The sequence below is a fragment of the Kitasatospora sp. NPDC051164 genome, assembly GCF_044455625.1.
Classification (GTDB): Bacteria; Actinomycetota; Actinomycetes; order Streptomycetales; family Streptomycetaceae; genus Kitasatospora.
Map to the genome: position 1 here is coordinate 267,763 of NZ_JBITFB010000006.1, position 21,033 is coordinate 288,795.

General features: G+C 73.4%; 20 protein-coding genes. 9 read left to right on the forward strand and 11 right to left on the reverse strand.

Translation table 11 applies throughout. The features are described from left to right. The first annotated feature begins 21 nt into the window (after positions 1-21). Positions 22-2,127, forward strand: a complete 2,106-nt coding sequence (locus ACIBEC_RS11700) for a SpoIIE family protein phosphatase (protein WP_360490889.1) — start codon at positions 22-24, stop codon at positions 2,125-2,127. A gap of 71 nt (positions 2,128-2,198) precedes the next feature. On the opposite strand, the gene ACIBEC_RS11705 is transcribed toward ACIBEC_RS11700, so the two are convergent. From ACIBEC_RS11705 to ACIBEC_RS11725, 5 genes are all read right to left on the reverse strand, one after another. After that, positions 2,199-3,170 carry a Gfo/Idh/MocA family oxidoreductase gene (locus tag ACIBEC_RS11705; RefSeq protein ID WP_360490886.1) on the reverse strand — a complete coding sequence of 324 codons (972 nt, stop codon included), beginning with the start codon at positions 3,168-3,170 and terminating at the stop codon, positions 2,199-2,201. A gap of 2 nt (positions 3,171-3,172) precedes the next feature. Beyond that, positions 3,173-4,552, reverse strand: a complete 1,380-nt coding sequence (locus ACIBEC_RS11710) for an MGH1-like glycoside hydrolase domain-containing protein (RefSeq protein WP_360490883.1) — start codon at positions 4,550-4,552, stop codon at positions 3,173-3,175. Continuing rightward, entirely contained in the window at positions 4,539-5,852 is a 1,314-nt protein-coding gene (locus ACIBEC_RS11715) for an MFS transporter (RefSeq protein WP_360490880.1), read from the reverse strand. The genes ACIBEC_RS11710 and ACIBEC_RS11715 overlap by 14 nt, the downstream gene beginning before the upstream one ends. Beyond that, positions 5,849-7,069 (reverse strand): alcohol dehydrogenase catalytic domain-containing protein, encoded by a 1,221-nt coding sequence (locus tag ACIBEC_RS11720; protein ID WP_360490877.1) that lies wholly within the window; start codon positions 7,067-7,069, stop codon positions 5,849-5,851. Before ACIBEC_RS11720 ends, ACIBEC_RS11715 begins: the two co-directional genes overlap by 4 nt. Positions 7,070-7,292: 223 nt before the next feature. After that, positions 7,293-8,006: a GntR family transcriptional regulator gene (locus ACIBEC_RS11725; protein WP_360490874.1), complete on the reverse strand. Its 714-nt coding sequence runs from the start codon at positions 8,004-8,006 to the stop codon at positions 7,293-7,295. 257 nt (positions 8,007-8,263) lie between these two features. Between ACIBEC_RS11725 and deoC the strand changes: the two genes are divergently transcribed. Beyond that, positions 8,264-8,956 carry a deoxyribose-phosphate aldolase gene (gene deoC / locus ACIBEC_RS11730; protein WP_360490871.1) on the forward strand — a complete coding sequence of 231 codons (693 nt, stop codon included), beginning with the start codon at positions 8,264-8,266 and terminating at the stop codon, positions 8,954-8,956. Positions 8,957-9,005: 49 nt separating this feature from the next. On the opposite strand, the gene ACIBEC_RS11735 is transcribed toward deoC, so the two are convergent. Together ACIBEC_RS11735 and ACIBEC_RS11740 are read right to left on the reverse strand one after the other, a co-directional pair. Beyond that, positions 9,006-10,502, reverse strand: a complete 1,497-nt coding sequence (locus ACIBEC_RS11735; protein ID WP_360490868.1) for an ATP-binding protein — start codon at positions 10,500-10,502, stop codon at positions 9,006-9,008. 22 nt (positions 10,503-10,524) lie between these two features. Beyond that, the gene (locus ACIBEC_RS11740; protein WP_360490865.1) at positions 10,525-11,202 is read right to left on the reverse strand and encodes a response regulator transcription factor; all 678 of its coding nucleotides are present in this window, start codon (positions 11,200-11,202) and stop codon (positions 10,525-10,527) included. A 138-nt stretch (positions 11,203-11,340) separates the two neighbouring features. Between ACIBEC_RS11740 and ACIBEC_RS11745 the strand changes: the two genes are divergently transcribed. Together ACIBEC_RS11745 and ACIBEC_RS11750 are read left to right on the forward strand one after the other, a co-directional pair. Continuing rightward, entirely contained in the window at positions 11,341-11,973 is a 633-nt protein-coding gene (locus ACIBEC_RS11745) for a hypothetical protein (RefSeq protein WP_360490862.1), read from the forward strand. A 79-nt stretch (positions 11,974-12,052) separates the two neighbouring features. Next, entirely contained in the window at positions 12,053-12,868 is an 816-nt protein-coding gene (locus tag ACIBEC_RS11750; protein WP_360490859.1) for a hypothetical protein, read from the forward strand. Positions 12,869-12,972: 104 nt separating this feature from the next. On the opposite strand, the gene ACIBEC_RS11755 is transcribed toward ACIBEC_RS11750, so the two are convergent. Further along, the gene (locus tag ACIBEC_RS11755) at positions 12,973-13,917 is read right to left on the reverse strand and encodes a hypothetical protein (protein ID WP_360490856.1); all 945 of its coding nucleotides are present in this window, start codon (positions 13,915-13,917) and stop codon (positions 12,973-12,975) included. A gap of 384 nt (positions 13,918-14,301) precedes the next feature. Between ACIBEC_RS11755 and ACIBEC_RS11760 the strand changes: the two genes are divergently transcribed. The 4 genes from ACIBEC_RS11760 (at position 14,302) to ACIBEC_RS11775 (ending at position 17,323) form a co-directional block, all read left to right on the forward strand. Beyond that, complete coding sequence (locus ACIBEC_RS11760) at positions 14,302-15,132, forward strand: maleylpyruvate isomerase family mycothiol-dependent enzyme (protein ID WP_360490853.1); 831 nt, start codon at positions 14,302-14,304, stop codon at positions 15,130-15,132. A gap of 119 nt (positions 15,133-15,251) precedes the next feature. After that, on the forward strand, positions 15,252-15,911 hold the full coding sequence (locus tag ACIBEC_RS11765; protein WP_360490850.1) for a lysophospholipid acyltransferase family protein: 660 nt from the start codon (positions 15,252-15,254) through the stop codon (positions 15,909-15,911). Positions 15,912-16,080: 169 nt separating this feature from the next. Continuing rightward, positions 16,081-16,719 (forward strand): ATP-dependent Clp protease proteolytic subunit, encoded by a 639-nt coding sequence (locus ACIBEC_RS11770; RefSeq protein WP_360490847.1) that lies wholly within the window; start codon positions 16,081-16,083, stop codon positions 16,717-16,719. A 1-nt stretch (position 16,720) separates the two neighbouring features. Beyond that, positions 16,721-17,323 (forward strand): ATP-dependent Clp protease proteolytic subunit, encoded by a 603-nt coding sequence (locus ACIBEC_RS11775; protein ID WP_360490844.1) that lies wholly within the window; start codon positions 16,721-16,723, stop codon positions 17,321-17,323. An 85-nt stretch (positions 17,324-17,408) separates the two neighbouring features. Here the strand turns inward: ACIBEC_RS11775 and ACIBEC_RS11780 are convergent, their stop codons facing one another. Both ACIBEC_RS11780 and ACIBEC_RS11785 read right to left on the reverse strand, forming a co-directional pair. Further along, positions 17,409-17,909, reverse strand: coding sequence for a helix-turn-helix transcriptional regulator (locus ACIBEC_RS11780; RefSeq protein WP_360490841.1), 501 nt, complete (start codon positions 17,907-17,909; stop codon positions 17,409-17,411). Between the two features lie 235 nt (positions 17,910-18,144). Continuing rightward, a complete protein-coding gene (locus ACIBEC_RS11785; protein WP_360490838.1) occupies positions 18,145-19,404 on the reverse strand; it encodes an MFS transporter in 1,260 nt (419 codons plus the stop codon). Between the two features lie 73 nt (positions 19,405-19,477). On the opposite strand from ACIBEC_RS11785, the gene ACIBEC_RS11790 reads away from it, so the two are divergent. Continuing rightward, complete coding sequence (locus ACIBEC_RS11790) at positions 19,478-20,014, forward strand: MarR family transcriptional regulator (RefSeq protein ID WP_360490835.1); 537 nt, start codon at positions 19,478-19,480, stop codon at positions 20,012-20,014. 127 nt (positions 20,015-20,141) lie between these two features. Here the strand turns inward: ACIBEC_RS11790 and ACIBEC_RS11795 are convergent, their stop codons facing one another. Further along, a complete protein-coding gene (locus ACIBEC_RS11795) occupies positions 20,142-20,879 on the reverse strand; it encodes an SDR family oxidoreductase (protein WP_360490832.1) in 738 nt (245 codons plus the stop codon). Positions 20,880-21,033 lie beyond the last annotated feature (154 nt).

The following is a 21,033-nucleotide window of genomic DNA, read 5'->3' on the forward strand; positions in this document are numbered from 1 at the left end:
GCGGCGGGAGGAGGTGGCCGGATGGACGCCGGGCACGCGGAGCCGTCGGGTGCCGTCCCGCCGGAGCGGGACCCCGCACTGGAGACCGGTGGGCTGCTGGACGTCCTGGGCGTCGCCGCGGTGGTGCTGGACGCGGAGGGGCGGATCGTGCTGTGGAGCCCGCAGGCCGAGGACCTCTTCGGCTACCCGGCCGCGGAAGCCCTCGGGCACCCGGCCGCCCGGGTGCTGGTCGAGGAGCGGCTCCTGGGCCGGGTGCTGGAACCGTTCGCGAAGGTGATGGCCGGCGGCGGGGCGTGGGCCGGGGCCTTCCCGGTCCGACACAAGGACGGGTCCACGCTGCTGGTCGAGTTCCGCAACATGCGCCTGGAGGACGAGAGCGGCCGGTCCTACGCGCTCGGCCTGGCCTCGGACCAGGCCACGCTGCGGCGCCTCGAACGGGACCTCGCCCTGTCGCTACGCCTGGTGGAGCAGTCCCCGATCGGGCTGTCCGTGATGGACACCGAGCTGCGCTTCGTCCTGGTCAACCCGGCGCTGGAACGCATCAACGGACTGCCCGCCGCCCGGCACCTGGGCCGCACCGTCCGGGAAGCCCTGCCGTTCCTGGACACCGAGGCGATCGAGGCGGCCATGCGGGAGGTGCTGGCCACCGGGTCCCCGCTGCTGAACCAGTTCACCACCGGACACACCCGCGCCGACCCCGGCGTCGAGCACGCCTGGTCGGCGTCCTTCCACCGGCTGGAGGACCCTGCGCACCGGGTGATCGGCGTCGCCGTCTCGGTCGTCGACGTCACCGAGCAGCACCGGGCGGCCACCGCCGCGGCGGCGGCCCGGCGGCGCCTGACCGTGATCGCCGACGCCTCCGAGCGCATCGGCACCACCCTCGACCTCGACGTCACCGCCCGCGAGCTCGCCGACGTCCTCGTCCCGGAATTCGCCGACATCGCGGCTGTCGACATCCTGGAGGACATCCTCACCGACAGCGCGCCGACGGAGGACCGGAACCGTCCGGCCCTGTTCCGCGCCCTCGCCGTCAAGGCCGCCCACCCCACGCCCGCCGTCGAGGCCGCCGATCCGGTCGGGCAGATCGCCCGCTACGACGCGACCCGCCTGGTCACCCGCTGTGCCCGTACCGGCCGCCCGATCCTGCTGGCCCGCGTCACCGACCGTGACCTGCCGCGCATCGCCCGCGACGCGGAGGCCGTCGAGCTGCTCCGGCAGGCCGGGATCCACTCCTACCTGGCCGTGCCGCTGCGCGCCCGCGGCCAGGTCCTGGGCGCGCTCGATCTCAAACGGGCCCGCAACAAGCAGCCGTTCGACCATGACGACGTGGTCCTGGCCGGTGAACTGGCCGCCCGCGCCGCCGTCGCCATCGACAACGCCCGCTGGTACCAGCGCCAGCGCCACGCCGCGCTCGCCCTCCAGCGGCACCTGCTGCCCGGCCCGCCCCCGCAGCCGCCCGGGCTGGAGGTCGCCTACCGCTACCAGCCGGCCTCCGGCGTCGGCGAGGTCGGCGGCGACTGGTTCGACGTCATCCCGCTGACCGCCGACCGGACCGCGCTGGTCGTCGGCGACGTGATGGGAAGCGGCATCACCGCCGCCGCCACGATGGGCCAACTCCGCACCGCCGCAAGGACGCTGGCCGGCCTTGACCTGGAGCCGGCCGCCGTCCTCACCCACCTCGACAGCATCGCCGCCGGTCTCGGAGAGTCCATCGCCACCTGCGTCTACGCCCTCTACGACCCCCGCCACCACCGCTGTCGCATCGCCATCGCCGGCCACCTGCCCCCGGTCCACACCCACCCGGGCCGCCGGCCGGTCCTGCTCGACCTGCCCACCGGCGCACCCCTGGGCGTCGGCGGGATCGCCTTCCACGACACCCCGATCGACCTCAGGACCGGCGACGAACTCGTCTTCTACACCGACGGGCTGGTGGAGACCCGCGACCACGACATCGACGTGCGGCTCACGGCCCTCACCGACCTCCTCGGCCGGCCCCGCAGTTCCCCGGAGGAGACCTGCGACCTCCTCCTCGGCGCCCTGCACCACCAGGGCGGGAACGACGACATCGCCCTCCTGGTCGCCCGGGTCCGGCCGCTGTCGCACGCGGCCGGACCCGCGCGTCGATGAACCGGCGCGTCGCCGAACAGGTGTGTCGCTGAACCGGTGCGATGCCTCGGGCGGGGCGGTGGACGGGTGCGTCAGCTGTCCCGGCGGGTGTCCCGGCGGGGGAGACGGCTCCGCACGGAGTCCAGCGTGGTGGCGATGAGGAGCGACTCCTCGAGCGGGACGAGGCGGGCGGAGGTGTCGCCATCCGCCGCGGCGTCCATCGCCTCGACCATGAGGCGGTACGGGTCCTGGGCCGGGTAGTGGCGCCGGCCCCCGACGGTGGACGTGAGCGTGCTGGGGGCGGCGCCGGCGCAGAAGGCCGGTGGGGTGAGGGTGATCGAGCCGCTCGTGCCGGTGGTGGTGAAGGTCTCGGCCATGCCGCCCACGAGCGAGCAGCCGACCTCGGCCGTCCCCCGGTCGGGGAACTCGAGCAGGAAGCGGGTGGCCGAGTCGGCGGAGCCGGGCCGCCAGTGGTCCTGCTCGGCCCGGACGACCCTCGGTGTCCGCCAGCCGAAGGCGGCGAGGGCGGCCGAGACGGCGTAGTAGCCGACGTCGTAGAGGGCACCGCCGCCGAGGGCGGCGTCGAGGCGGTAGTTGCCGGGAGCGGGGGCGAGGCCGTCGAACCGGGCGGTGACGGTGTGGACGGTGCCGATCGCGCCGCGGGTGATCATGGACTCGAGGTCGCGGGTGCGCGGGTGCCAGCGGTTCCAGGCGGCCTCGACGAGCAGCCGGCCGGCGGCGCGGGCGGTGGCCGTCATGGCGGTGACCTCCGCGGCGGTCAGCCCGAGCGGCTTCTCGCACAGGACGTGCTTGCCCGCGCGCAGGGCGCGGTCCACCCACGGGCGGTGGGCGCTGTTGTGGAGCGCGACGTAGACGATGTCGACGGCGGGGTCGTCCAGCAGCTCCTCGTAGCGGGTGTACACCCGCGCGGGGTCGAGCGCCCGGGCCCGCCGGGAGTCGGTCGCGGCGACGGCGTGCAGGCGCGGCCCGTCGGCCGCGTGGACGGCGGGTGCGAGGCTGGAGGCGGCGATCGAACCGGCGCCCAGGAAACCCCAGTTGGCCATGGTCAGTCCTCCTCCGTCGTTGCCGTTGCCGTCGTCGTCCTCGTGGTCGCTGTCGTCATGGCGGAGGCCAGGTCCAGGACGAGGGAGCTCCAGCCGAAGGAGCGCGCGCCGTGCCCGGCGGCGTCCTCCGGCCCGTAGCACTCCCGGGTGCCCGAGGCCGCGACGAGCGCGCAGGTGCGGGCCGCGAGGGTGTCGGCTTCCGTGCGGTAGCCGCGCTTGCGCAGCCCCCAGTACAGGTACCAGTTGAGGTTGACCCAGCTGGAGCCGCGGAAGATGGCGCCGGTGCGGAACGAGGCGTCGTACGACGGCTCGGTGGCGGCGACGCTGGGTATCGGATGGGGACGCCAGAACTCCCTTTCGTTCAGGAGGTGTTGTTCGATGACCCGGCGGGCGGCGGTCTCCGGTACCGAGTCGAGGAGGATGGGCAGGAGCGAACTGGCGGTGAGGACGTCACTGCGTTCGCCGGCGACAAGGTCGAGGTCCTGGAAGGCGCTGGTGGCCTCGTCCCAGCAGTGCCGCATCAGCGCGGTGCCGATCGCGCGGGACTCCTCGGCCAGCCGCTCCGCCGTACGCCCGTTCGGTTCTACCGTTCGGGAAAGGCGGGCCAGGCAGGCCAGCCCGTCGGCGTAGATGGTGTTGACGAGCACGTCGTTCCAGACGAACAGCCTCCGGTCACGGAGCGGGGTCTCGGGCGTGCGGGAGGGGGAGGCGTAGGCCGTGATGAGCGACCGCATCGCGCGGTGCCAGGCGGTGTGCACGGCGTCCTCGGCGGCCGACTGGATACCGAGGGCGGCGTCGTACTTGGGACTGCTGTCCAGTCCGGACTCGTCGGGCTGGTAGATCTCGAGGAGTCCGGTGCCGGGGCTCGTGCGATGGTCCCTGAGCCAGCCGAAGAAGGCGAGCGTCGGCGGCAGGACGCGACGCAGCCAGAGGTCGTCGCCGGTGGCCCGGTACACCCGCTCGACGGCCCGGGCCACCACGGGCGGCGCGATGGTGACGGACCGCCACCCCTCCCAGAGGTCGATCCTGAAGTCCGCGGTGGCGCGCGGCCGGAGGTCGTCCTGCCACAGGACCATGTGCGGGAGGAAGCCGGTCGGGGTGACCGCGCCGAGCAGGGAGCGCAGTTCGTCCCGGGCCCGGACCGCGTCGACGTGGGTGAGGGCGATGGCGTGGAAGCTGCTGTCCCAGGCCCACTGGAAGGGGTAGCTGTCGGGGGAGGGGCAGGTGAAGTCGTAGGGGCGCTGGGCCGCCCGGGAGAAGCCGGTGCGGTGGTTGCGGGCCAGGGTGTCGCGGGCCAAAGCGGAGCTCTCGGCGATGCTCTCGGAGCTCTCGGCGCGGCTGTCCGCGCTCTCGGTGCTCTCGGTGCGCTCAGTGACGGACATGCGGGGTGACTCCCGTGGAGGACACATGGGCAGGGGCGGTCGTGGGGGCGGGGTGCCGTCGCCGGGCGGCGAGCAGCAGTGCGGCGAGCGGCAGCAGGCAGCCGGCGAGGCCGAAGGCCGAGCGGACGCCGAGGCGGTCGGACAGCGTGCCGAGCAGCAGGGGCGCGAGCATGATGCAGGTGCTGACCGCGAGTTGGACGCGGGCCGTGGCCTGGTCGGTGCGGCCGGGCGCAGCGCTCACCGCGAGCGCGAGGGTCAGCGGGAAGAGGTTGGCGACCCCCAGTCCGCCGATGATCAGGCCCAGCAGGGCGAGCCAGGTGGTGGAGGCGAGCCACAGCAGGAGGAACCCGGTGGCGGCGACGGTCAGGGAGCCGGCCACCAGCGCGGCCGAGCGGGCGGAGCGGGCCCCGGCCGCCAGCCGGCTCCCCGCCAGGCGGCCGGCCAGCTCGCCGCCGTAGAACAGGGCGAGCGCCGCCGATGCCTGACTGTCCGTCAGGTGGATGGCGTTGGTGAGAAGGGGCGCGGCGTAGTAGGCGAGGCAGAACTCGAAGCCCACGACGAGACCGCACAGGGCGGCGCGGAGCGGGAACGCGCCCGTCGGCCGGTCGGCCTCCGCCGGGTGGACGGCGGTGGTGGTCGGGGCAGTCCTTGCGTCGGGTGCGTCGGGGACGGCGGGGGTGCGTGGGCGCAGCGGCTCGTTGCGGAGCGCCGGGTACATGGCCGCCAGCGCGAGGACGGGCAGCACCAGGCACCAGTTCCAGGCCGCCCCGGCACTCTCCAGGCCGCTGATGACCAGGGGCGCGGCGAGTGCGCTGACGCTCGCGGCGGCGTTGGCCTCGACCAGGGCCCGCGCCCGGAGTGACTCGTCCGCGCCGTGGTGCTCGGCCAGCACCGCCAGGGCCGTGGTCTGCAGCAGCGCCCCGCCGATGCCGCCCAGGACGGCCGCACCGAGCGTGACGGCGGCCGACAGCGCGGTCGCCAGGAGGAGCGACCCCAGGGCGAGGGCCGCGAGCGCGGACCAGAACAGCATCCGGTGGCCCACCCGCGTCCGGAGCCGGCGGAACAGCAGGTTGGTGAGGATCGCACCGGCGGCGAAGGCCGTGGAGTGCAGGCTCATCAGCGCGTAGCTCAGCCGCAGGTCGTGGCGCAGGAGCGGCAGCAGTGGGCCGAGCGCGTACAGGAGATAGGCGTACACGGCCAGTCCGCCGTAGGCCGTGGTGGTCAGCCGGTCCCGGACGAAGGCGGGGGGCCGGTGAACCGGGGCGACCGGTAAGTCGGTGCCGGGGTCGGTGCCAGTCACCCCGGTATCCCGGTCTGCTCGGCGAAGGGACCGTCGGCCCGGACGGTGTCGGCCCGGACGGCGTCGGCGGGGATTAAGCCGACGGGGGCGGAGTCGGTCGCGGCGGCCGTGCGGCGCACGTGGTCGAGGAGGACGGACGGGGCGAGCAGCGAGGTCTTCATCGAGGCGCCCCGCCCGTAGCCGGTGAACGCCTCGCGGACGGCGTCCTCGTCGTCGATACAGGCGCGGGTGGTGATCAGTGGGGCGGGATCGACCAGGCCCGACTCGACGAGCCGCAGGGCCACGGCGGTGACGTGCGCGGAGCGGGCCATCGGGAACGAGCGGACGTCGAAGGGGGTGGAGAGCAGCTTGAGGCCCTTGGCCAGGATCATCCAGGTGTTGAGCCGCTGCGGGACGGCCGTCGCGCCGTAGATGACGTACGAGCCGCCGGGGCGCAACAGGCCCATCGCGATCTCCCGGATGTCCTTGTCCGGGGCGTCGGCCTGCCCGGCCGAGCGGGCCGGCGCCGAGATGTGGGGCAGCGCGTCGAACACGTAGTCCGCGTACTGGTCATGGTGCTCGCGCACGTACGCTTCGAGCTCCGGCGCCTGGGTGTCCGTGTTGAAGGCGTGGGAGGCCCCGTGCCGCAGCGCGACGGCCATCCGGTCGCTGTTGCGGTCCAGCACGGTGATCGAGCCGGCGCCGAGGTGGCGGTGCAGCACCTGGACGGCAAGCTGGGCGCTGGGGCCGCAGCCGAGGACGACGCAGGTGTCGCCCGGCTTCGGCGGGTTGAGCAGTAACGACCGCAGGACCGAGGTCAGCGGCTCGATCACGGAGGCCAGGTCCGAGGGCACGTGCGCCGGCAGGACGACGGCCGCGGCCTGGTCGGCGTCGTAGAAGTTGCGCCCGGTGTACCAGGCCGTCTCCACGCCGAGCCGTCCCGGGAAGAGCGGCCGCAGCGCCCGGTACTCGGCCATCCCGCCGAAGTCGGTCTGTCCCCAGTAGGTCACCCGGTCGCCCGGTAGTACGTCGTCCCGGAGTCGCTTGCCGACCTCGACGACCCTTCCCACGTATTCGTGTCCGGGAATGATCGGCCAGGCTTCCGGAAAGAGGTGGCCGCGGAAGTAGGAGACGTCGGTCGAACAGATGGAAACCGCCTCGGTCTGCAGCAGGATTTCGTCCTCACGGCATTCCGGATCAGGTACCAGGGTGCGGTTGATTTCCCCGGGAGAGGTCATCAGGTACGCGTACACGGCTTTCCCTCCACGCATGAAAGTGTCTTCCACTACTGGAATCGGGTCGGGTCGTATCGCCCGCTCGGGCCGTACTGCCCGCCGATCGTGCAGTTCCCCGTCGGAAATTTCTCCCACGTGGTCGACATCCGCGTCATCCGTGCGGCCCGAGAGCCGCACGGATGACGGGATGACCAGGTGATCTCGGCAGATCGCCTCAGGAATCGCCTCAGGAATCGACCTCGAAGGCGACGTCCAGGGCGTATCTGTCGCCCACGTACCGGGATTCGGCGAGTTCCAGGGGCTGTTCGTCCTGGTCCACGATGAGGCGCTGTTCGACGAGCAGGGCGGTGCCCGGAGCCACCGCCAGCAGCTCCGCCTCCCGCTCGCCGGCCGCGGCGGCCCTGATGGACGCGTGTCCGCGGGTCGGCGTCCGGCCGAGCCCGGCGAGCGCCTCGTGCATCGACGCCGTGCGGAAGTCGACCTCCAGCAGGGCGACGAGGGCATCGGGGAACACCGCCCGCTCCAGTGCGGTCGGGACCCCGTCGGCCAACCGCACCCGGCTGACCTCCACGACCTGTGCGGATTTCCGCAGCCGGAGCCGGTGGATCTCCTCCGGCAGGGCAGTCCGGAGACTCGCCGAAATCAGTTGTGACGAGGGCTTGCGGCCCTGTCTGCGCATTTCCTCGCTGAATCGGACCAGGTTTTCCGCGCGACGGTGGGTCGGCGGTTCCGCCACAAATGTCCCGCGCCCGGGGATCCGGTACACCAGGCCTTCCGTGACGAGCCCTTGAACGGCCGCTCGGGCAGTCATGCGGCTCACCCCGAATTCCTCGCACAAATCCGTCTCCGACGGGAGCGGGTCGTGCGGTCGATGCTCGGCGATCCGGTTTCGGAGGGCCTGTTCGATCCGGTGGTACCTGGGTGCGAAATCCGTTTCCAAAAGGGGCCCTCCGAAATTGAGAATACGCCGTCTAGCTGTCTAGTCAACCAGCGTAGACCAGTACAGAGCGGGACATTCCACGGTGAAATACGCCAAGGGCAAGAGGCGTGCACTGTGATGTCCGTCACATGTGTTCCTGTCCCGATCTCCGGACCGGCTGTATAGACAGCTAGACAGCCTGAGGTTACCGTCGGACTGTCCGCGCTGTCGCGCCCTGACCGGTGCGACGCGAAACGCCTCACCACTAGGACAGGCTCATGGACTCCACCGGCATCGACGTCCGGCAGCTCGCCAAGATGATCGACCACTCGCTCCTGCGGCCCGAACTGACCACCGCCGAGGTGCTGCGCGGCTGTGAGCTCGCCGCGACCTACGACGTCGCCTCCGTCTGCGTGCGCCCCGCCGACGTCCCCCTGGCGGTCAAGGCGCTCGCCGGCACCGCCGTCGAGGTCGGCACCGTCATCGGCTTCCCCCACGGCGGTTCCACCACGGCGGCCAAGGCGGGCGAAGCCGTCGACGCCCTGGCGGCGGGTGCGACCGAACTCGACATGGTGCTCAACATCGGCCTGCTGCGCGGCGGGGAGGACGACGCGGTGCGGGAGGACATCGCGGCGGTCGTCGATGCCACTGCGGGTGCCGGCCTCACCAAGGTGATCTTCGAGAACGCCTACCTCGATGACGAGGACAAGCTGCGCGCCTGCCGGCTCAGCACGCTGGCGGGCGCGGACTTCGTCAAGACCTCGACCGGCTTCGCGCCCGGTGGCGCGACCCTGGAGGACGTCCGGTTGATGCGGGCGAACGTCCCCGCCCACATGAGGGTCAAGGCAGCCGGAGGGGTCCGCACCCTCGACCGCATGCTGGAGTTCGTGGCCGCCGGCGCCGAACGCTTCGGTGCGACCGCCACCGCCACCATCCTGGACGACCTGGCCGTCCGCCAGGCCGCTGCCTGATCCCGCACCCGGCCGCCCCCGCCCCGGGCGGCGGGCGGACGACCCTGGGTCAGCCGTCGGACGTCGGCCGGGTGTTCGGGGCGGCGGTCGGGGCGGCCGGTAGGCGGGTGCGGAAGGTGGTCACGCCGGTCACGCCGGTCACGCCGGTCATGCCCGTCACGCCGAGGACGGTGAGGGTGCCGCCGTGGAGGGCGGCGATGTCGCGGGCGATCGGCAGGCCGAGGCCGGCGCCGCCGTCGTCGCGGCTGCGGGCGTCGTCGAGGCGGGTGAAGCGTTCGAAGATCTTCTCGCGGTCGGCGGGTTCGATCGGGGGCCCGTCGTTGGCCACGTCCAGGACCGCATGGCCGGTGGCCCGGTCCGTGCCGAGGCGGACGGTGACCGCATGCCGGGCGTGGCGTTGGGCGTTGTCGAGCAGATTGGTCAGGAGTCGGCCCAGCCACAGGGGATGCCCGGACACCGTGACGGGGACGGGCGTGTGCACGGTCACGGGGTGGGGTTCGGCGCCGCGGGCCGCGATCGTGGTGTGCACCAGCGCGGCGAGGTCGACGGGTTCCCCGGGCCGGTCGCGGCCGGAGGCGTCGAGGCGGGCGAGCAGCAGGAGGTCGGCGGCGAGGGCCTGGAGGCGTTCGGTGTCCTCCAGCGCGCCGGCCGTCAGGTCGGTGCGCACGTCGGGGTCGGGGTGGGCGAGGGCGACCTCGAGCTGGGTGCGCAGCACGGTCAGGGGGCTGCGCAGTTCGTGGGAGGCGTCGGCGATGAAGCGGCGCTGCCGGACGCCCGCGGCTTCGAGGCGTTCGAGCATGGCGTTCATGGTGCCGGCGAGGCGGGCGATCTCGTCCTCGCTGCGGGGTTCGGGGACGCGGCGGTTCAGGTCGCGGTCGCCGATGGCAGCGACCTCGGCGCGGATGGCCTCGACCGGCCGCAGGGCACGGCCGGTCGCCCGCCAGGTGAGGACGCCGACCGTGATCAGCAGGACCGCGCTCAGCGCGGCGAGCGCGGCGGTGGTCAGGTCCTCGGCGGCGTCGACGGTGCGCAGGGACGCGCCGACGTGGACGGTGACGCTGCCGCTCGGAGTGGCGGTGGTGATCGTGGTGACGCGCTGGTGGTGCTGGTCGCCGAGGGTGCGGAGGTTGAAGGTGGTGTGGCCGTCGCGGTGGCCGGTGGGGGCGACCGAGGGGTGGCCGGTCAGGTTCTGACTGGCGGCGACCACCGTGCCGTGCGCGTCGACGACCTGGATGAAGTCGGTGCCGTGGTCGAGGGGGAGCTGGCCGGGGAGCCGCCCGTCCTCGGCGAGGCGGGCGACGGCCTGGGCCTGTTCACGGGCGCCGTCCTCGACGGTTCGTTCCAGGTTGGCGCGCAGCAGGAGGACGACGGCGGCGGAGGCGACGGCGAGGACGACGGCGACGCTGAGGCAGGCGGCGAGGGTGGTGCGGGCGCGGACCGAGCGCGGTGTCAGCCGGTCGGCGAGGGCGGCGGCCCGGGGGTGGCGGGAGAGGCGCCGGTGCAGTGCCGCGCGGATCCGGCGGCGCGCCGTGGTCGGGTCAGCCACCGGCGGGTCAGGCATGGTCGGGTCAGCCACCGTCGGCCGCCAGCCGGTAGCCGGTGCCGCGCACGGTCTGCACCGCGGCCCGCCCGAACGGGGTGTCGATCTTGCGTCGGAGCGCGCTGACGTGGACCTCGACGGTGTTCGGGTCGCTGTCGGGGCCGCCGTCCCAGACGGCGTCGAGGATCTCCCGTTTGGACACGGCTTCGCCGGCCCGTCGGGCGAGGTGGTCGAGGATGGCGAACTCCCGGGGGGTGAGGGCGACGCCCGTGCCGGCCCGCGTGCAGGTACGGGCGGCGGAGTCCACGACGAGGTCGCCCAGGACGGTGCGCCGGGGCGCGCGGCTGCCGATCCGGCGGGCCAGCGCCCTGAGCCGGGCGACCAGCACGACGAACGAGAACGGCTTGGACAGGTAGTCGTCGGCGCCGGTGTCCAGTGCCTCGGCCTCGTCCCACTCGCCGTCCTTCGCGGTGAGCATGAGGATGCCGACATCGCTGCCGGAGGCCCGGAGGCGTGAGCACACCCGGTAGCCGTTGAGGCCGGGCAGCATGATGTCGAGCACGACGACGTCGTAGGCGTGGTCCATGGCCTTGGCGAGGCCGGACGGGCCGTCGTGGGCCGTGTCGACCGTGAACCCTTCGGCGGTCAGCCCGTGCTGCAGGGCCAGGGCCAGCCGGCGTTCGTCCTCCACCACCAGTACACGCATGCCCACCAGGGTCGCAGGTCGCCGGAGCGGGTGGCCGGGGGTGCCTCCTGCTCTTCAGCCGATCTTCAGCAACGCCCCGCCATCCTGACGCAGTCGCCCGGGGACGGTCCGGGCCGGGTCGAGGAGCGGTGCGGGTACGTGAGCGAGCCCAGAGAAGGCGTGGAGTCCCAGCAGAACGACGTGACGAGCGGCGCGGGCAAGGCGCGTGCGGGCCTGGGGCGGGCCGGCCGGTGGGTGCGCGGCCGGTGGGTGCGCGGTCGGTCGGCGCGCTGGGTCGTGGCCGGTGCGGCCGTCGTGGTGATCGGCGGTGGCGCGGCCGCGGTGGCGGTCCACCACGAGCACGAGGGCCACGGCGGCGGCCGGTGGGCGGCGGCGGGTGACCAGGAGCGGTACGACGGCCGGGACGGCGGTCAGGGCGAAGGCCGTGACGGCGGCCGCGACGGTGGTCAAGGCGGCGGGCAGGGCGCCGGCCGGGATCGCGAGGGTCACCGGGGTCACGAGGGCCGCACGGCCCCCGGCCACGGGAACGAGGACGGCCGGGCCGGGCACGCCGCACCGGCGCCGCTGCCGTCGACCAACGCCGCCGACGCGCTGGCGAAGGCCGCGTCCGTCGTCACGGGCGGCAGGGTCGAGTCCTTGACCACGGTGGCCGAACAGGGCGGTGGCCGGGCCTGGCGGGCCGTGGTGATCGGCGCCGACGGCGTGCGGCATGCCGTGACCGTGGACGGGGCCACCGGCTCGGTCACCGGCAACACCGTGCTGGGCGGCTGACGCATCGACCGGGCGCGGCCAGGCCGCGCCGTAGCGAGGCGCGGCCACGCCGTGCCGTAGAGAAGGGAGCGCCGCCGTCATGGGCGCCACGACAACCCCCCGAGCGGCCCACCGCGGCCCGGCCGTCCCCGGGCGGCTCGTCCCCGCACGGTCCGTGTTGAGCAAGGTCCCGCAGGTCACGGCGGTGTTCTGGGTCGTCAAGATCCTCACCACCGGTATGGGCGAGACCACATCCGACTACCTCGCCCGGGTCCTGGGGCCGGTCCCTGCGGTCGGCTCGGCGGGGCTGCTGCTCGTCGCCGCGCTGTTCGTGCAGGCCCGGGCCCGCCGCTACGTCCCGGCGGTGTACTGGACGGCGGTGATCATGGTGAGCGTGTTCGGCACCATGGCGGCCGATGTCGCGCACGTCGCCGTCGGGGTGCCGTACGTCGCCTCCGCGGTGGCGTTCGCCGTGCTCCTCGCCCTGGTGTTCGCCGTGTGGCGGCGGACGGAGGGGACGCTCGCGGTGGAGACGGTCGCGGGCGGACGGCGCGAGGTCTTCTACTGGTGCGCGGTCATGGCCACCTTCGCCCTCGGCACGGCCGTCGGCGATCTGACCGCGGCCACCCTCGGCTGGGGCTACCTGCCCTCCGGGCTGCTGTTCGCCGCCCTGATCGTGGTGCCCGCGCTCGCCCGCCGCTTCTCCGGGCTGTCGCCGGTCCTGACCTTCTGGTGGGCCTACGTCCTCACCCGGCCGCTCGGTGCCTGCTTCGCGGACTGGGCCGGTGTCAGCCGGGAACGCGGGGGTCTGGACCTCGGCACCGGGCCGGTCAGTCTCGTCCTCGCCGTGGTCATCGTGGCGGCCGTGGCGTGGCTGAGTGCCGCCGAACGGCGAGCGCCCCGGGCTTCGGCCTGAGGTCCCGTCCGGCGGCCTGATGTCCCGGCCGGCGGGCTGCCGCCCCGTCCGGTGGCCTGTCGGCCGCGGCCGCGCGGTGCGGAGCCCGCGCGGTGTGGTGGGTGTCAGGCCGCCGCGCGCGACTGCCAGTAGGTGAACTGCTGGAGCGGATCGCCGATGAGCGTCCACGGCCAGGCGGTCACCGTGTTGTCGATCCGGCGGAACGCGTCACCGCTCTCGCTCGGGCGGCCCGCCTGGACCAGGGCGAAGGCCAGCAGATTGAGATCGGCCAGCGCCGCAGCGTGGACCAGTCCGCCGAGCCGCGGCCACTCGTGCAGAGCGGTGTCGAGCGCCTTGACCGCCCGGTTGTGCGTCCACTGGCGGCGGACCAGCAGGGCCTCGACGCCGCCCCCGGCCGCCGTGCGGGTGTGTTCGTCCACCAGTGCCGTCAGTTCCACACCGGCGGTCGGCGCGGTCGGCGGCGCCGAGGCCCGGACCGTGTCCACGAAGTTGAGCTGGGCGCTGCGGGACCCGCACTCCTCCGGTGACAGGTAGCGCAGCATCTGCAGGTGCGCCTCGCGGTTCCACGGGTCGCGTGCGGCGGCCTCGTGCCAGACGGCGATCAACTCGCGTGATTCGGCACGCATCAGGCGCAGAATTCCGAGCAGTACCACCCACGGCGTCGGATCTTCGGGCAGGAGGTCGGCCGCGTCATAGCAGTTCTCGGCTGCCGCGCGGGGATCTTCCATCCGTCCCGCGTACCGGCCGCGGAAGAGTTCGACCCACGCCTCGAAAATCAGCGCGTCCGCATTCCGCGGGCGACGCAATCGCCAGTTGCGCGCGAGGGCGGAGGGCGCCGCCGTCTCGGCGAGCACGCCCAAACGGTGCCCGCGACGGTCCCAGTCCGTGCCGGTGTCCCGCAGCAGCCGTTCGACCTGGTCGGCCTGGATGGAGCTCTGACCAGGCAGGCCCGAGGACTTGAGCTGTCGCCGGACACGGCCGAGTTCGACGTCGTCGAGCTCGGGGCGCAGGCCGGGGGAGGCGGCGCGAATTCTTCGGAGGAATGACACGGGCCGCAGCCTAGGCCCCAAGAGGATTTTCGGACAGCCCCCGGAATGAATCGGAATGAAATCGTCGGCCCCGGTGAATTCGGTGAACCTACCGCTCCGTACGGCGATCGATCGAACGGTAATGGCCGGGCAGCTGTCTGCGGCATTACCTCGGTAAGGGGGCGCCGAATCCCGGCCGCGCGTAATTCCGGCCGCTTCGCGGCCCCTCGCGCCGCTCTCGGGAGCGGGGGCGTGGGCGGGGGCGGTGCGCTCGGCGGTCGCGGAGACGACGGCGGGCGCGTGGTAGTTGACGCCCAGCCAGTCCGGTGGCTGGTGAGCATGGCGCTCCGGCTCGGCGGTGGCGACGTGCTCGCGATGTCTGGACAGCCGTGCGGGAGTTGGCCAGTGTTCACCACCATGACCATCCCGCTCCCTGAGCACCGCCCCGGCGCCGCGCGCAGCGCGCTCTTCGAGGCGGTCGCCGCCGTCGGAGACGACGCCGTCGCCCTCCTCGCCGGCTGCCGTGGCGACACCCCGATACCCGGCGCCGAGTGGACGGTCGCCGAGGCCGCCGCCCACCTGGCGATGGCCAACGAGCTGATGGCGGCACTGGCCGCCGGCAAGGAACGGCGCTACGGGGACGGCACCCCGGGCTCGCTGGCCGCGGCGAACGCGGCCTCGCTGGCCGCGCGGCCGGAGCGGGACCCGGGCGTGCTCGCGGGGGAGATCGCCCGGTGGGCAAGGGAGTTCACGGCGGCAGCCGGCCCGCGGGCCGGCACCGAGCCGGTGCTGACCCCGCTCGGCCCGATGGACCTGGACACCCTCGGCGCCTACCTGCTGACCCACATGCTGGGCCACCTCTACGACATCGCCGTCGCCCTGCGGCGGCCGCACCCGATCGACCGGCACCGCGTCCACCTGACGATGCCGTTCCTGCGGGCGGCCATGCCGTGGGTGGTGGACGCCCGCGCCGCGGCCGGCCACCACGCCTGCTACCGGCTGCGGGTGCGCGGCCTGGGCGGGTTCACGGTGACCTTCACGGACGGCGCCGCCGTGGTGAGCCAGGAGCCACCGCGGCGCCCGGACTGCACGATCCTCATCGAGCCGGTGGCGTTCCTCCTCATCGCGCTGGGCCGCTGCACCGCGACCGCCGCCCTCACCCGGGGCAAGGTGCTCGCCTGGGGCCGCCGGCCGTGGCTGGCCCCGGCCTTCCCCGGGCTGTTCGCCGCTCCCTGAGCACGGCCGGCGGGCCTGCCGCGCCGACCCGGTCTGAGTACCGCTACTCAGGCGGCCGGGCGGCGGGCTCCGCGAGGATGGCGGAACCACTTCGCCGAAGGCCACGAAGGAACCCGCCCATGATCAGCCGGATCGCCAGCGCACTGGTGCCCGTCCTCGGTCGTCTGACCGTCACCTGCGAGGTGGCGGGCCCGGTCGCCCCGGGCAGCATCGTCGCGGCCAACCACAGTTCGCTCGCCGACCCGGGCGTGGTGCTGGCCGCACTGGGCCGGCTGGGCACCGAGCCGGTCGTGATGGCGACCGCCGGGCTCTGGCGGGTGCCCGTGCTCGGCGGAGTGCTGCGGGCCGGCGGCCACATCCCGGTCCATCGTGGGACGGCCCGGGCGGCCGAAGCCCTCGACTCGGCCGCGGCGGCGCTCGCGGCCGGCCGGGTCGTGCTGATCTACGGCGAGGGCGGCCTGCCGAAGCACCGGGACTCCCGTGACGCGGAGCCCGGCGCCTTCCGCACCGGCCTGGCCCGGCTCGCGGCGGCGAGCGGCGCCCCGGTGGTGCCGCTCGGCCAGTGCGGCGCCCGCCGCCTGAGCTCGGGCAGCACCGCCAAGCAGCTCGCCGGGTTCGCCACCGCCCCGCTGCGGCGCCCCGCCCTGTACGTCCACCTCGGCGCCCCGGTCCACCTGGAGGGCGACATCACCGAGGCGACGGCCACCGCCCACCGCGCCGTCACCGCGGCCTGGCGCACCGCGGAGCGGCGACGTGGTGGACGAGACGGCCGGGAGTGAGGTCACGCCGGTCGAACGGGCTCGGGCGTTCTTCCGGCCGCCGCACGAGAACGGCTGAGCCGCCGGCTCTGCCGGTGGCGAATCTGCGGTGGGCAGAGAAACCACGTTCGGGGACCTCCCCGGGGCAAGAGTGGAGCTGACGGCATCCCCGCCTCGACAAGGAGACCTGATGACTCCACTCACCTCGCTCCCGCCCCGCGCGGACGAGGGCGGCACCCCGCCCAGCCCCTTCGACGACCATCTCGCGGGCCAGCTGCTCGCCCAGCGGATCGTCCTCCTCGGCACCCAGGTCGACGACGTGTCGGCCAACCGGGTGTGCGCGCAACTGCTGCTGCTGTCGGCGGAGGACCCGCGCACCGACATCTGCCTGTACATCAACAGCCCCGGCGGGTCGGTCACCGCGGGCCTCGCCATCTACGACACCATGCGGCTCATCCCGAACGACGTCTCGACCCTGGCGATGGGGTTCGCCGCCAGCATGGGCCAGTTCCTGCTGACCGTGGGGGCGTCCGGCAAGCGGTTCGCGCTGCCGAACGCGCGGATCATGATGCACCAGCCCTCGGCGGGCATCGGCGGCACCGCCGCGGACATCGAGATCCAGGCGGAGAACCTGCAGTTCACCAAGAAGGCCATCGAGCGGATCACCGCCGAGCACACCGGGCAGAGCGAGGAGACGATCGCGCGGGACGGCGACCGGGACCGCTGGTTCACGGCCGAGCAGGCCAGGGATTACGGGATCGTCGACCGGGTGGTGGAGTCGTTCGCCGACATCCGCCCGGCCGCGTCGCGCCGACGGATGGGGCTGTGACATGGGGTCGTACACGGTTCCCTACGTGATCGAGCGGACCGCCCAGGGCGAGCGGTCCTACGACGTGTTCAGCCGGCTGCTGAACGAGCGGATCATTTTTCTCGGCACCGAGATCGACGACGGGGTCGCCAATGTGGTCATCGCGCAACTCCTGCACCTGGAGTCGGAGAACCCGGAGCGCGAGATCTCGATCTACCTCAACTCGCCCGGGGGATCGTTCACTTCGCTGATGGCGATCTACGACACGATGACCTTCGTGCAGGCGCCGATCTCCACCTTCTGCGTCGGTCAGGCGGCGTCGACGGCGGCGGTGCTGCTGGCCGGGGGAGATCCCGGGCGACGGTTCGTGCTCCAGCACGCGCGGGTGCTGCTCGGCCAGCCGGCCAGCGGCGGCCGACAGGGGACGGTCTCCGACCTCAGCCTCGCGGCCAAGGAGATGGTCCGCATCCGCTCGCAGGTGGAGGAGGTCCTGTCCCGGCACACGCAGCACGACGTGGCGACGCTGCGCGCGGACATGGACCGGGACAAAGTGCTCACCGCCGAGGAGGCCGTCTCCTACGGGATCGCCGACGAGGTACTGAGCCGACGGCACGCGTTCGGCTGACTGCGCGCGGCCGTGGCCGGTACGGCGGTGGGGCGCCCCGCCGTACCGGCCGTCGTGCCCGCTGTCGTGCCTTCCTCCGGTTCGGTCAGGCGGCGAGGCAGAGGCCGTCGTACCGCGCCGTCGGCGACGTACGGCCGCGACCCACCTGGCTCCGGCTCACCTGGCTCTGGCTCACCTGGCTCTGGCTCACCCGGCTCCGGCCCACCGGGCTCGGGGCGTACCGGGCCAGTTCGTCCTGGGCGAGCGAGAGCAGGTCGGCGAGACCGAGCCCGAGGGCCCGGGCGGCGGCCGCGAGCACCTCGGAGGAGGCCTCCTTGCGTCCGCGCTCCAGCTCCGACAGGTACGGCACCGAGATCCGGGCCGCCTCCGCGACGTCCTTCAGCGTGCGCTCCTGCGCGAGCCGCTCGCGCCGCAGCGCATCGCCGACGAGGTCGCGCCACAGGGGTTCCTTCGGCGCGGGTGTCAGGGGTGCCCGGGGAGTTCCGGCCGGTCGTTGCGGGGCGCGGGTCGCCCCACCGGAAACGGGCGGCGAGGCCTGCGGGCGCAGGGGGATGACGCGGGCTTCGTTCGGCGCATGAGTGCTCACCCCTTCAGCCTAGGGATTCGGGGCGCCGGGGGAAGGGAGCGGCGTTCTGCCCTGGGTGAAGCCCCGGGGAAGCCGTGGGGGAACTCCTCCCGGCCGCTGCGCCCAGGATTCGGGTCCATCGGCAGGCCGGGCGCCATGGTGAGTGGCCGTCAAGCGGGAACGCGCCGCAGCCCCGACCGCCGTCTCCTCTGTGAGTTCGGCCTGCGGGGCTTGCGGTGCTGGGGCTCGCGGTGCTTCAGGCTGCGGTGGTCAGAGCGGCCTTCTGCGGCTCGGGACGGACGGCCTGGGCCGGCAGTCGGCGCTCCAGGCGGAGCAGGAGGCCGGCTCCGGCCAGTGCGGTGGCGGCGAGCACCAGCCAGGGCAGCCGGCTGTCGAGGGCCAGCAGGCCGGTGAGCAGGGAGGGGGCGAGCGCCGCGGAGAGCGACCAGGAGAGCTGGTAGGTGGCCATGTACCGGCCGCGGACGGCGGCCGGGGCGGTGGCGGTGACCAGGGCCGAGGCGGCGGGGTTGTGGACGATCTCGCCGAGGGTGATCACGACCACCACGGCCAGCAGGCCGGCGGTGGTGAAGCGTCCGGCGGCGGGCACCAGCAGCGCCTGGGCGAGGAATCCGGCGGCGAACAGCGCGGCGCCGGTGGCGGCGGCCCGGTTGCGGGTGGTGAACCGGCGGACGGCGAGCCCGGCGGGGACGCCGAGGGCGGCGCAGAGCACGGTGTTGACGGCGAAGGCGAGGCCGGGCAGCGTGGCGGAGGCGTGCAGGGCACCGGTCACGTACACCGGGAGCAGTACCGCGAGCGAGGCGTAGCCGAGGGAGATCAGCAGGTTGGCGGTGGCCAGGCCGAGGAACGGCCGGTCGGCCAGGACCGCGCGGTAGCCGACCTGTCCGGTGTCGCGCGGGGCGGGGCTGTCGACGGCCTCGGCGCTGCGGTCCGGGACGCGGCGGACCAGGGCGGCGGCGGCCAGGAAGCTGGCGGCGTTGAGCAGTGCGGCGACGGTGTAGCCGCCGTCGCCGGCCAGGCCGACCAGCAGGGCGGCGAGCATGCTGCCGGCGCCGAGGCCGGCGTTGGCGAGGCTGCGGCCGAGGGCGTTGATGCGCTCCAGGCTGGTGCCGGAGGCGAGTTCGCCGATCCTGGCCTGCTGGACGGCGGGGTAGCCGCGGGTCGCCACGGCGGTGACCAGGGTGACGGCGACGAAGGCGGGCAGGGCCGAGGCGAAGGGGTAGACGGCGAATCCGGCAGCCCGGATCAGGTGGAGGGCGATCTGCATGCGGCGGGCGCCGAACCGGTCGACGGCGGTGCCGACGAGCGGGAGCGCGACCATCGCCAGCAGGCCGGTGGCGGTGAGCACCAAGCCGATGACGGCCAACGGCAGGCCGGTGACGTGGCGGAAGAAGACCAGGCTGAAGGGCACGTACATGCCGTTGCCGAGGGCGTCGATGGCCAGGGCCGCCATCAGGCTGCGTTCGCCGGGGAAGCCCGGGCTCCTTTTTGAAAGCATGTAAGTAACTTAGCAGTAAGCTAGTTAAAATCAAGCTTCTTTGTGACAAGCAATCTTGTGCCACACTGAACCCATGACGAGCACCGCAGATTCCGCCCCGAACCCGCACCCCACCACCGCCGACCCGGTGGACGCGATCGCCGCCCAGTGGCGCCAGGAGCGGCCCGACCTGGGGGAGAGCCTGCAGGCCATGGAGGCCTTCGGGCGGATCTACCGGCTCGCGCGCGGCATGGGCGATCGCATGGAGCGCGCGTACGCCCCGTTCGGCATCGGGCGTGGCGAGTTCGACGTGCTGGCCACCCTGCGCCGGGCCGGTGAGCCGTTCTCGCTCTCGCCGCGCGAGCTGACCGCCACCCTGATGCTGACCACCGGCGGCATGACCGGCCGCCTGGACAAGCTGGAGCGGGCCGGCCTGGTCACCCGTTCCCCCGACCCGAACGACCGCCGCGGCCTGCGGATCAGCCTCACCCCCGAGGGTCGCTCCACCATCGACGGCGCGGTGACCGCCGGCCTCGCCGTCCAGCGCCGCGCCGTGGACGCCCTCGGCCCCGAACGGGCCGCCCAACTCAACGACCTGCTGCGCGAACTGCTGACCTCCCTGGACGACTGAAGCCGGCACCCACCCACCCGCCGTCCGCCACGGTGGCCTTGTGGGCGCTAGCGGACGCCGTCGGTCCGGACGGTGGCGGCGATCCGGCGTACGCCCGCGCGTTCTGTCCGGGCGTCCTGCCCGGGTGTCAGGCCTGCACCGTGGGCCGGACGACTATCTCACTGACGTCGACGCCCTCGGGCTGTTCGATGGCGTAGCCGATCGCGGAGGCGACGGCGGAGGGCGGCATGGCGATCTCGTCGCGCTGCCGGGCCAGCGCGGCCGCCACTTCGGGGCTGGCTCCCTTGCCCACGCCCTCGGTGTCGGTGAAGCCCGGTGAGACGAGGGTGACGCGCAGGTCGGGCCCCGATTCCTGCCGCAGGCCCTCGGTCAGGACCTTCACCGCCGTCTTGGTCGCCGCGTAGACGGCCTGGGGGGACTTGACGACGTAGGCCGCGGTGGAGGCGATGTTGACGAACTGGCCGGAGCGCTGTTCCCGGAAGACGGGCAACGCCGCCGCGATCCCGTTGAGCAGGCCGGTGATGTGGGTGGCGACCATGGCGTCCCAGTCGTCCTGACGCAGCTCGTCGAACGGGGACACCGCCATGGTGCCGGCGTTGGAGACCAGCACGTCGAGCCGGCCGTACCGGTCGAGCGCCGTGTCCGTCAGGCGCCGCAGGTCCTCGCGGCGCGTCACGTCGACGACGGTCCCGACGGCGCTGCCGCCCTGCGCCGCGATCTGCGCCACGACCGCGTCCAGCCGGTCCTGGCGTCGCGCCCCGAGCACGAGCCGGGCCCCTCTCCCGGCGAGATGGATCGCCGTCGCCGCTCCGATGCCGCTGCTGGCTCCGGTGATCGCCACGACCTTGCCTTCGATTCCCGACATGGGCATTTGTTCCTTTCCGCAGGTGAGCAGCCGGAAGGGCGACCCATGGCACAAAATGGGGAGTCCTCCACTTGACCTCACGTTAAGTGGAGAAGTCCCCATTTTGCAATCGGGCGACGCACGACGCGAAAGGAAACAAGATCGGCCGGCGGGC

Coding starts and splice junctions, on each gene's coding strand:
- ACIBEC_RS11775 (WP_360490844.1), top strand. CDS start 16,721: ATGGGGTCGTACACGGTTCCCTACGTGATCGAGCGGACCGCCCAGGGC.
- deoC (WP_360490871.1), top strand. CDS start 8,264: ATGGACTCCACCGGCATCGACGTCCGGCAGCTCGCCAAGATGATCGAC.
- ACIBEC_RS11795 (WP_360490832.1), bottom strand. CDS start 20,879: ATGTCGGGAATCGAAGGCAAGGTCGTGGCGATCACCGGAGCCAGCAGC.
- ACIBEC_RS11705 (WP_360490886.1), bottom strand. CDS start 3,170: ATGGCCAACTGGGGTTTCCTGGGCGCCGGTTCGATCGCCGCCTCCAGC.
- ACIBEC_RS11750 (WP_360490859.1), top strand. CDS start 12,053: ATGGGCGCCACGACAACCCCCCGAGCGGCCCACCGCGGCCCGGCCGTC.
- ACIBEC_RS11740 (WP_360490865.1), bottom strand. CDS start 11,202: ATGCGTGTACTGGTGGTGGAGGACGAACGCCGGCTGGCCCTGGCCCTG.
- ACIBEC_RS11790 (WP_360490835.1), top strand. CDS start 19,478: ATGACGAGCACCGCAGATTCCGCCCCGAACCCGCACCCCACCACCGCC.
- ACIBEC_RS11720 (WP_360490877.1), bottom strand. CDS start 7,069: ATGACCTCTCCCGGGGAAATCAACCGCACCCTGGTACCTGATCCGGAA.
- ACIBEC_RS11785 (WP_360490838.1), bottom strand. CDS start 19,404: ATGCTTTCAAAAAGGAGCCCGGGCTTCCCCGGCGAACGCAGCCTGATG.
- ACIBEC_RS11765 (WP_360490850.1), top strand. CDS start 15,252: ATGATCAGCCGGATCGCCAGCGCACTGGTGCCCGTCCTCGGTCGTCTG.
- ACIBEC_RS11710 (WP_360490883.1), bottom strand. CDS start 4,552: ATGTCCGTCACTGAGCGCACCGAGAGCACCGAGAGCGCGGACAGCCGC.
- ACIBEC_RS11770 (WP_360490847.1), top strand. CDS start 16,081: ATGACTCCACTCACCTCGCTCCCGCCCCGCGCGGACGAGGGCGGCACC.
- ACIBEC_RS11700 (WP_360490889.1), top strand. CDS start 22: ATGGACGCCGGGCACGCGGAGCCGTCGGGTGCCGTCCCGCCGGAGCGG.